7 protein-coding genes, 1 tRNA gene and 1 other RNA gene are annotated in these 10,804 nt (G+C 43.4%); 6 read left to right on the top strand and 3 right to left on the bottom strand.

What is annotated here, in order from left to right; translation table 11 throughout:
* The first annotated feature begins 156 nt into the window (after positions 1 to 156).
* The 5 genes from CHU92_RS03015 (at position 157) to CHU92_RS02995 (ending at position 4,642) form a co-directional block, all read left to right on the top strand.
* Positions 157 to 600: a PaaI family thioesterase gene (locus CHU92_RS03015; RefSeq protein ID WP_094412467.1), complete on the top strand. Its 444-nt coding sequence runs from the start codon at positions 157 to 159 to the stop codon at positions 598 to 600.
* Positions 584 to 1,627: an isochorismate synthase gene (locus tag CHU92_RS03010; RefSeq protein ID WP_094412465.1), complete on the top strand. Its 1,044-nt coding sequence runs from the start codon at positions 584 to 586 to the stop codon at positions 1,625 to 1,627. Before CHU92_RS03015 ends, CHU92_RS03010 begins: the two co-directional genes overlap by 17 nt.
* An 85-nt stretch (positions 1,628 to 1,712) precedes the next feature.
* Positions 1,713 to 2,429, top strand: a complete 717-nt coding sequence (gene bshB1, locus CHU92_RS03005; protein ID WP_094412463.1) for a bacillithiol biosynthesis deacetylase BshB1 — start codon at positions 1,713 to 1,715, stop codon at positions 2,427 to 2,429.
* Positions 2,430 to 2,492: 63 nt separating this feature from the next.
* Positions 2,493 to 2,568 (top strand) — tRNA-His (locus CHU92_RS03000).
* Between the two features lie 301 nt (positions 2,569 to 2,869).
* On the top strand, positions 2,870 to 4,642 hold the full coding sequence (locus tag CHU92_RS02995) for an AMP-dependent synthetase/ligase (RefSeq protein ID WP_094412461.1): 1,773 nt from the start codon (positions 2,870 to 2,872) through the stop codon (positions 4,640 to 4,642).
* Positions 4,643 to 4,873: 231 nt separating this feature from the next.
* Here the strand turns inward: CHU92_RS02995 and CHU92_RS02990 are convergent, their stop codons facing one another.
* The 3 genes from CHU92_RS02990 to CHU92_RS02980 all read right to left on the bottom strand — a co-directional run bounded on the left by CHU92_RS02990 (position 4,874) and on the right by CHU92_RS02980 (position 10,080).
* The gene (locus CHU92_RS02990) at positions 4,874 to 6,535 is read right to left on the bottom strand and encodes an MFS transporter (RefSeq protein ID WP_094412459.1); all 1,662 of its coding nucleotides are present in this window, start codon (positions 6,533 to 6,535) and stop codon (positions 4,874 to 4,876) included.
* A gap of 43 nt (positions 6,536 to 6,578) precedes the next feature.
* A complete protein-coding gene (locus CHU92_RS02985; RefSeq protein WP_094412457.1) occupies positions 6,579 to 8,675 on the bottom strand; it encodes a glycoside hydrolase family 97 protein in 2,097 nt (698 codons plus the stop codon).
* A gap of 187 nt (positions 8,676 to 8,862) precedes the next feature.
* Positions 8,863 to 10,080: an NAD(P)-dependent oxidoreductase gene (locus tag CHU92_RS02980; protein WP_094412455.1), complete on the bottom strand. Its 1,218-nt coding sequence runs from the start codon at positions 10,078 to 10,080 to the stop codon at positions 8,863 to 8,865.
* 187 nt (positions 10,081 to 10,267) lie between these two features.
* On the opposite strand from CHU92_RS02980, the gene ssrA reads away from it, so the two are divergent.
* Positions 10,268 to 10,664: a transfer-messenger RNA gene (gene ssrA, locus CHU92_RS02975) on the top strand.
* Positions 10,665 to 10,804: the final 140 nt, after the last annotated feature.

Here is a 10,804-nt window from a genome sequence, read left to right as displayed (position 1 = left end):
CGCCGCAAAAGCAGGCGGCGGGGAGGATGCCGCTCCCATCGCGGCTAGGCAGTAACATAGGGATTTGCCGGTGATCTTTACAAAAGCAGTAATATAATGTTATTAGCAAACCAAATTATACGCCTATTATGTAAATTTACACCTTAAAGATATACTATGCCATTCGACAAAGACCAAGCCCTCGCCATGTGCAGGCGTTTTTCAGGAAACACACTGATGGAAACCCTCGGAATAGAATATACTGACGCTGGTGAAGGCTATCTTGAAGCTACCATGCCGGTAACGCCAAGGGTACATCAGCCCATGGGGCTCCTGCATGGCGGCGCATCGGTAGCGCTGGCAGAAAGTGTAGGCAGTGCCGCCTCTATAATGTACATAAACCCGGCAGAAGAAGAACGGGGTATAGAGATTTCCGCCAGCCACCTGCAAAGCAAGCGCGATGGCTTTGTCACAGGAAGGGCCTCGCTCATACATAAAGGACGCAGCCTTCACCTGTGGGAAATAAAAATAACTGATGAAGAAGGCAAACTGGTATCGTTGTGTAAATTAACCAATATGGTTTTGCCTAAGAAAAAGGACAACAATGGCCGGTCTATTTGACTTTTTTGAAGAAGCTGCAGCCAGCCAGGTATTGCCCTTTGCAGTGTACTGCAAGCCGGGCAGCAATATTATAACCGGTATTTTCCAGCGCCTCCCGCACAGGCATAGTATAAATTTCAATAAAAAAGGCTTTGTTTTTGCACCTTTTACCGGAAACCAGGCTATATTCATCCCTGATTATGCATCAGTAGTTGTTACGGCGCCACTTGAAGCCGCCCCGTACCCGGTATCGGCTGTGGCGCAACCAGACGTTGACACCAGCGCTAAAGAAGCATTTGAAAGGCTTGTTTCCAAAAGTATTGAATTGATAATGCAGGGAACATTTGAAAAACTGGTATGCTCCCGCACAGAACGTATTCCTCTTGAAAAATGTGATGTTGTGGCTGTTTATAAAAAAATGCTGCGGGCATATCCTAATGCTTTCCGCTATTGTTTTTTTGACCCGTTAGCGGGATTATGGATGGGAGCAACACCTGAACAGCTGCTAAAAGCCGATGGAGGCAATATAAGCACTGTAGCGCTTGCAGGTACACAACTATACGATGAAAATAATGAAGTGCTGTGGCCGGAAAAAGAAAAACAGGAACAGCAGTTTGTCACCGACTATATTACAGGCCAACTCCATGGGCTGGTATCTGACATCTCGGTTTCAAACCCTTATACGTTCCGTGCCGGCAACATAGTACATATAAAAACAGACATTTGGGGAACGGCAAGCCCCGGCAGCCTCAGACAAATATTACAAAGGCTGCACCCTACACCTGCCGTTTGCGGACTGCCTAAACAGGAAGCCATGCAGTTTTTGTTACACAATGAGGGATATAACAGGGAGTATTACTCAGGCTTTTTGGGAGAGGTAAATCCGGACGGGCAGACCGACTTATTTGTAAACCTTCGCTGTATGAAGATAGATGATAATTCAGTTCAACTCTTCATGGGTTGTGGCGTTACCAAGGACAGCGACCCAGAAAAGGAATTTATGGAAACTGTAAACAAAAGCATGACAATGAGGAAAATACTGGTATAAATAGGAATTATACACAGGAAATTGACAATCATGCAAGGCATAGCTTTAAGTTGTAACTTTGCGCTTTAATCTTCAACTGAAACGAATGAAACTTGATATACTTGCTTTTGGTGCCCATCCCGATGATGTGGAATTAAGTTGTGGCGCCACCATTGCCAAAGAAATTTCGCTAGGCAGAAAAGTAGGGGTTATTGACCTCACGCGGGGCGAACTTGGCACCAGGGGCTCTGCCGAATTACGTGATGAGGAAGCAGCCCGTGCGGCCGAAATTTTGGGCATTTCTGTGCGTGAGAACCTTCGCTTTCGTGATGGCTTCTTTATAAATGACGAAGTACACCAGCTGGAGGTAGTAAAAATGATACGCAGGTATAAACCTGAAATTGTGCTTTGCAACGCTATAACAGACCGGCATATTGACCACGGAAAGGGCAGCAGCCTGGTGAGTGATGCCTGCTTTTTATCAGGGCTAAGGAAAATAAAGACAAACCACATGGGCGAAGAGCAGAAAGCCTGGAGGCCCAAAGCTGTGTACCACTACATACAGTGGTATAACCTGAAACCTGATTTTGTAGTTGATGTCACAGGTTTCATGGATATCAAAGTAAAGGCGCTGATGGCTTATAATTCTCAGTTTTATGACCCTGCCAGTACAGAGCCTGTTACCCCCATTGCCACAAAAAATTTTAAAGATAGTATAATATACCGTGCTGCTGACCTGGGCAGGCTTATTAACACCGAACATGCCGAAGGCTTTACGGCTGAAAGGTATGTGGCCGTAAGCAGTCTGAGCGATCTTATATAAAAAAGTTAACTTTTACTTGCAGAAAATACGAAAGGGACTTATATTTGCAGTCGCTAACAAAATGGTGATTGTAGCTCAGTTGGTTAGAGCGTCGGATTGTGGTTCCGAAGGTCGTGGGTTCGAGACCCATCATTCACCCTAAGCTGAAACCCTCTGTCATAAGGGTTTCAGCTTTTTTTATAACACTTCAAGGCGTGTAATTTTTTAATAACCGGTAATGTAAACGGTAATATAAAAATTACTTAGTCATGGCAACAGAAACATTGTATAGAGTGTTCTTTCCCCGATTCCCGCGCCAGCCCTTCCGACAGGAAAACCACTACCGCAAAATCATTTTTAAAAATGGTGGTATGTAGTGTTATTTTTATTTACCAAATCAAGAAAAAATTGTAGTATTTAATATATTTTCCTAATTTGCAATATGTAAATTTTGCAAGATTATGACTACTATAACAAGATTATTTGATTTTCCTTACTACGAACACGAAAAATTTAAGCTTGATGATGCGCTCGTCACAAAATATGACGGCCAATGGGTGAAAACTTCAACTGGGGAATATATTGACAAAGCCAATGCATTTTCGAGAGGGCTATTGCGGATGGGCATTCATAAAAATGATAAAATTGCGGTAATTTCTTCTAATAACCGTAGTGAGTGGAACATTACCGATATTGGTATCCTGCAAACGGGGGCGCAAAATGTTCCTGTATATCCTACCATATCCGAAGAAGATATTGAATATATACTCAACCATTCGGGCGCTGTTTATTGCATCGTGTCTGACCAGGCACTGTATGAAAAAGTAAAAACGTTCAGCGACAGGGTTCAGCACCTCAAGGGTATTTATTCCTTTGATAATGTGGAAGGCTGCCCTAACTGGCAGGAAATACTGGACATGGGCCGTGATGACAGCAACCAGGAAGAACTGGAAAAAATCAAAGCCGGTATAAGCGAAACTGACCTCGCTACCGTAATCTATACATCAGGGACTACAGGCAGGCCTAAAGGTGTGATGCTGTCACACAAAAACATTGTATCAAATGTACTGATGAGCTCTGACCGCGTACCCTTTGAATCAGGCAAAAACAGAGCGCTGAGCTTCCTGCCCGTGTGCCATATTTATGAGAGGATGATACTTTATCTTTACCAGTATCATGGTGTCGCTATATATTTTGCCGAATCTATTGAGAAAGTAAGCGACAACATCAAAGAAGCGCAGCCCCATGTCATCACAGCCGTGCCAAGGTTACTTGAAAAAGTGTATGATAAAATTATTGCAAAAGGCGCCGACCTCACCGGCATTAAGCGTAAATTGTTTTTCTGGGCAGTTGAAGTAGGCCTTGAATATGAACCTTATGGTGCCAACGGCCCATTTTACAGCATGAAGCTCTGGCTGGCCCGCAAGCTGATATTCAGCAAGTGGAAGGCAGGCCTTGGCGGAAACCTGGGACTGATGGTATCAGGCAGTGCAGCCATACAGCCAAGGCTGGCAAGGGTATTTGCAGCCGCAGGCATACCGGTTATGGAAGGTTACGGGCTTACCGAAACTTCACCCGTTATAGCTGTAAATGATGAGCGCAACGGCGGTTTCAGGATTGGTACTGTAGGCCGGCCACTGAAAGGCGTTGAAGTAAAAATTGCCGAAGACGGTGAAATACTATGTAAAGGCCCCAATGTAATGATGGGCTACCTCCACGAACCTGAAAAGACAGCCGAAGTCATCAAAGACGGATATTTCCATACAGGGGATATTGGCCATGTAGATACAGACGGTTTCCTGAAAATTACAGATAGGAAAAAAGAAATGTTTAAGACATCAGGTGGTAAATATATTGCGCCACAACTCATTGAAAATGCCATGAAGCAATCACGCTTTATTGAACAGATAATGGTTATTGGCGCCGATGAGAAAATGCCTGCAGCCTTTGTACAGCCTGATTTTGAATTTGTTAAGCAGTGGGCACAGCGCAAAGGGATAGTTATAAGCAGCAATGCCGATATTGCCGGTAACAAATTGATAAAGGAAAGGATTCAGCAGGAGATAGATGAAATAAACAAAAAGTTCGGGCATTACGAGCAGATAAAGAAATTTGAGATAACCCCTGAACCCTGGACTGTAGATGGTGGCGAAATGACACCAACATTAAAGCTAAAGCGCAAACAGATTAAGGAAAAGTACCAGGAGCTGTATGATAAGATTTACAGGAGCTGATTTTAGAGCGTCCTGATGATTCAATTTTTTTTCGGCTTTTCGATATTTATATTTTTTGATTTCGTTTTAAAAACTTTACAGGAAGCCGCCAATATAATAATACATCTTATTTCAGGACATTCACTTTTATATGCAGTTTGTCCATAAATAAAGCTTTTAAGGAAAGATAAAACAAAGGCTAAATAAAAAAACCGGCAATAACAGCCGGTTTTTTATTTCATTTAACTATACTCAATGTCCTGCACCGGCTTCAACCTCATCAGCTATACCCTGTGCTTTAAGTATAGCATATACCTTCCAGCCGTAAAACGCCAGGTAGCCGAAACATAGTACAGGGATGATGTACGACCCATGTATGCCAATAATATCGGATATCTTGCCCTGAAGCGGCGGTATGATGCCTCCACCCAGTATCATCATGATAAGGAATGCCGATCCCTGTGATGTATATTTACCTATACCGGCTATACCCAGCGCAAAAATACACGGCCACATTATACTGCAAAACAGGCCGCCGCTCATGAAGGCATATATCGCTATTGTACCTTCTGTCAATAAGCCGGTCAGCATGGCTGCCATACCTAATAAACCGAATATCATAAGTGTTTTTGCCGGACGGTCCTGCCCAAGGAAGAAACCTGCAATTTGTATCAGTACTACAAAGGCATAAGCGTAGAGCGGAGTTATATCCTGGCCCGATATCGCATTAGCGGCCAGTACTACGCCATAAGCAATATAAGGGATTACTACCAGCAACACCTTACGAACGCTGTTGGATGGGTTGAATACCGAAATGGCTCCTGCCCAGCGGCCTATCATCAGGCTCCCCCAGTACATAGAAATAAAGGGCGCTATGGCAGAACCGGTAAGGCTGCCAAACTCAGGTGTGCCTAAAAGCTCGCCAAGGTTACTTTGTATGGTTACTTCAACACCAACATACGTAAATATGGCAAGCATGCCCAACACAAGCTGCGGGTAGCGCATGGCGCCCCAGCCTTCCGGCTTTTTCCTTGCGGCTGAATTAGCATACAACAGCCCGGACACTACAACCAGAAGGGTAGCTATGGTAAGCGCAAGCCCCAGGTAATCTTTCTCATTATTTTGTATGAAGCGGCTTATAAACTCAGGGTCTTCATATCTTGAAAAAATATAAGCGAAGATACCCATAAGCAAAACCGTAATTACCAGCAGTGTATTCATTGCTTTTTTCGCCGGTTCAAAAACCGATTCAATAACTCCTGAAGGCAGTTTTTTTGAAAAGAAGAACAAACCTGCCGCTACTAAAAAAAGCCCGCCTACACAAAGGTATAATATCTCCATCTTATCAAGCGATTCAGGCCTTTGGGCAAACTCTTCAATGTTAACGCCTGCCACTACCCCAAAAAGTGCTATGGAAACTACAATAGGCCCTATGGTGGTGCCAAAAGAATTGATGCCCCCGGCAAGATTCAGCCTGTTTGAAGCCGTATGCGCGGGGCCCAGTGAAGTGGCAAAAGGCTGTGCGGATGTTTGCTGTAACGAAAAGCCCAGCGCCACAATAAATAGTGCACCGAGTATCATATAATAGTTGCCCGACTGTACGGCAAATATCATGGCTGCAGCGCCGGCTGTGCTTATAAGAAGGCCGTTTATGATACCCTTTTTAAATCCCCATGAATTTAAAATATCTTTCCTGATGAGGGTACTGAATACAAAAAGCAATAATGCGCCAATATAGTAGGCCCCGTAAAACGCAAAATCAATAAGCTGGCTCTGGAACTGGTCAAGCCCGAATTTTGCTTTACAGAAAGGAATAAAAACACCGTTTGATGCACCAATAAAACCCCAGAAAAAAAACACTGTGATAAGTGTATATAAGGCAGGATAATTGGTTTTGGTTTGTTCTGAACTCATATTTGTTATAGGTTAATGTAACTTAAATTTATTATGCTTCTTGCTAATCTTCGGGGAAAAAACTTATGGCTGCGCCACCACCCGGAGCCAGGTTAAGCTTTAGCTTTGTTTTTGATGTTACGCTTATTGTTTTTATTTCATAGCTCATCGGGTTATCTTTCCAGTGGGCTGATTTACCATCCCGGTAGATAACCGCTTTGTATTTTTTACCGGGTGTTAAAAATGACAGGCTAATATCAGCCTGCCTGGCGTTCTCATCGGTTATGGCTCCTAAAAACCACCTGGCTGTGCCTTTTTCCTTTCTTGCGACGGTTATATAATCACCTGGCTCAGCCTCCAGCACTTTTGTATCATCCCAGTCCAGCCCCACATCTTTAATAAAACGGAAAGCTTCAGGGTGTTTTTCATAGTTTTCCGGAAGGTCGGCCGCCATTTGTAGGGGACTGTACAGGGTTACATACAGGGCGAGCTGCTTAGTCAGCGTAGTATGTACCTGCTCAATCTTTGCGGCATCATACGCATTCATTTTAATTTCAAAAATACCGGGGGTATAATCCATTGGGCCGCCTAAAAGCCTGGTAAAGGGCAGTATAGTTTCATGTGAGGGCGGGTTGCCGCTGCTCCATGCGTTAAATTCATTACCACGGGCCGCTTCAGCCGCAATATAATTTGGCCAGGTACGGTGTACACCTGTAGGCCTTGAAGATTCATGCGAATTGACCATTATCTTATATTCAGCAGCGCGTTGCGGAACATAATTAAAATGATTAACCATTGCCTGGCCGTCATGGTATTCGCCGCGGGGGATAATTTTGCCCACATAGCCTGTTTTAACAGCAGGGTAGCCGTATGTAACCATGTTATTGAAAGCCCTGTCTATCCTGCGCTCATAGTTGGCAACAGAACCTGATGTTTCATGGTGCATTATCATTTTGATACCCTTCCTGCGGGCATATTCACTTACTTCCTTTATGTCAAAATCAGGATATGGAGTAACAAAGTCAAACACTTCCTCTTTCCAGTTGCCAAACCAGTCTTCCCAGCCTGTGTTCCAGCCTTCAACAAGTACTCCGTCAAATCCGTGTTCTTTGGCAAAATCAATGTAACGTTTTGTATTTTCGGTTGTAGCGCCATGCCTCGACCGTATTGGCTGACCCGACAACTGGTTCTGCGCGTTTTGTGAACCCGCATAGTCCCACGTTGAACGGCCTACATGCATTTCCCACCACACCCCTACATATTTCATGGGCTTTATCCAGGAGGTATCATCAATCTTTGAAGGCTCATTAAGGTTAAGCACCATTTTAGAAGCCGCTATAATCCTTGCGTCATCACTTACCATAACAGTGCGCCATGGTGTTGCCGCAGGCGCCTGCAGGTAAGCCTTGTCGCCAAGGGCATTAGGCACAAGCATTGCAGTAAATTTATTGGCTGACGGATCTTTAGACAGGTGCATTACCGGATAATTGATAACCGCTGCTTCAAAAATATTTAAGTATAAACCATCTGAAGTCTTCATCATGAGGGGCGACTGTACGCCATACCTGCCCCCTATGCTCTTCAGCGCAATACCGTTATTCAGGTTGAGCCTGTCATTATCAATTTCTGAGATCGGAGTTTCGTTGTAAACATACTCCTGGCTGTCAAAATCAGCAGGTATCCAAAAAGCCTTATGATTAGCGGTAAGGCTGAATTCAGTAAGCTCATCGGTAATTACAAAATAATTGAGTTCCTTTTGCACGGGGAATTCATACCGGAATGCCACGCCCTCATCAAACACCCGGAATATAATATTAACCTGCCTGCCGGTAGTTTGCTGCACCAGCGAAACAAAAAGCTGATTATAGTGATTATTAATAACAGCGACTTCACCCAGCACGGGTTTCCAGTTTTCATTAACTGAGGTGGCAGATGTTCGTGTTACAGAAAAACCGCTGCTAAGCGCAGGCATATCTTTCAGCTTTATGCCGAGGTAACTGCGGGTTATAACAGGCTTTTTATTATAATCTGCAGTGTAATAAGGCCGACCGGAGTCATCAAGTGCGAAAACAACATTGATCTTTTTTGAGGGCGATTGCACAGATTGTGAGTGCGCAAAAGCTATACTGCATAATAAAATCAGAGTAAGCGAAAACTTCATTGCATGTAAAATTTTATAAATATACTGATATATGAAAATTTGTACGCAGCAAATACTATAAAAATAAAGGCTTTATAGAAGGTTTGGCTTAAAAAAATAAGGGTTGCGGAGCATTAGGGTAAAAATTTGATAAAAACAACAGCTTCCTGTCTTTATTGAAAAACCCGAAGCATAAAAAAACCCTGCATTACAGGGCGTTTTTTATATTTTCATTTACGTAGCCTTCAAGGTACTTAAACCTTGGCATTAAATGGCCTTTATCTGTTATTTTGGCGCGGTATAATATACCATCTTTATCATCATTAAAAAAAGCGGGGATAACATGCTCCAGGAACATTTGCCCGAAGCCGCTGCTGGCATCACGGGGCAGTTCACAGGGCAGGTTATCAACAGCCATCACTACTATTGCTGCCGGATGGAACATATCAACCTCTTTGCCTTCTGCCGGATAATAGCCATAAAAAGGTTCAGCAATAGTTGAAGCCCTTACCGTACAGGCTATAGGGCCATCTACATCACAGGAAATATCGGCAACAACCTTAATCTTGTTATGGGGCGAAGCAAGCATTTCACGGGTGAGTATAGCAGGGGCGTTATTTCCGCAAAAATGGCCTGCTATAAACATGTCTGACACTTTTGTAAAACGTTCAAAATCCGAAACATACTCGGTTGGATTATCATAAAAATCCCTGTTGTTGATTACCTTTCCGTCCATGCGGCGGTTATAATCAAGTACATCTATCTGTGCGTAAACCGGTTCTGTATAAGTCTTGTTTAAATAATCTTCAACCGAAACCTGTTTAATTTTTATGGCATCCAAAATTTCTTTGGCTCCCATGCCTACCTTGCCCCTGCCTGTAAGCACAATCTTTACCGGGGGAAGTACCTGGCGCTTCAGCTTCGTTATCAGTTCTTCCTTATCCAGCAACGTTTCTGCCTTGGGCAGGTTAAATAAGTCATACTTTACGCCAAAAGCCCGGAAACCGTTATAAGTACCCACATTGCCGGCATACCTGCCAAACCCTATGAGCCGCTTGTTTGAAGCGTCAACAATAGTTTCATGGTCATAAAGCGCTATGTTCTTATCAACTATCGCCTGCAACAATTTTTGGTTGTGTGGCTGTTTTTTTATGGTGTGGGAAAAGAAGAAGTACTTTTTATCCGGAATTAGTGCATCAACCGGGACTTCTTTAACCCCAATAAGCACATCACAGTCAGAGACATCATCCGACACTTCAAAACCAAGCGATTCATATTCCGCATCCTTAAATATACGTATGCCTGAGGATTCAACCTTGATTTCTGCCTGCGGAAACCGCTCTTTAAGTAAAACAAGTTCCTGTGGCGCGAAAACCACCCTTTTGTCAGGCGGTGATTTTCTTTCCCTGATTATTCCGAATTTCATTTTAAGCAATTTTTGTTGTCTTTTGAGGCATACAAAGTAAAATAATTCAATAAAAAGCCCTTGTTATTGGGTTTTCAAAGATAACGCAATTTTGTGAGGCGCAGCAACCAAATATTTAAAAAATAAATCAATACCTTTGCATCCCTGCATGAGTGGTACATTATTTGCGTTAAATGCAGTATACTTTGGGGTCGACTGGTTTTGACAGCAGGTCGAATTGAAAAGTAAGCACGCCGGGAAATAGGGTTGTTCCCGTATATCATTACCCTGAACAATTAAACGGCGAAAATAACTACGCTCTTGCTGCTTAATTCTGAATCATAGTAAGAATAGCCACGTCCCTGCAAGGCAGGGAAGCGGGATTCTCCTGAAAAGCCCCGGTATGCGGCGTTTCGTACAGGAGAACCGTAAATGTATACCTGGATGCCTTTTTGCTTCGCGAAGGCATTGAGACTTTAGAAGCTAAGTAGTGTGTGGCGGTTTCCGGCCTTGCACACTAACGAAAAACCAAGCGGAGACTAAGCGTGTAGAAAGCTCTTTGGTTGCCTGTTTGGACCCGGGTTCGATTCCCGGCGATTCCACATTATATAACCGATTAGTTATTGATTATCAGTAGCTAATCGGTTTTTATATTTTGGTTTTCCCGAAATATTCCCGAATAAGATAAAAACTACAATTTTTTTTCTGCCTTGATATTCCACATCCTCACCACCTCGTATCGCAG

Source organism: Flavobacterium cyanobacteriorum (assembly GCF_002251835.1).
Classification (GTDB): domain Bacteria; phylum Bacteroidota; class Bacteroidia; order Flavobacteriales; family Flavobacteriaceae; genus Flavobacterium; species Flavobacterium cyanobacteriorum.
The sequence above is the reverse complement of the archived record's forward strand: the minus strand, read 5'-3'. Positions and strand labels throughout refer to the sequence as shown.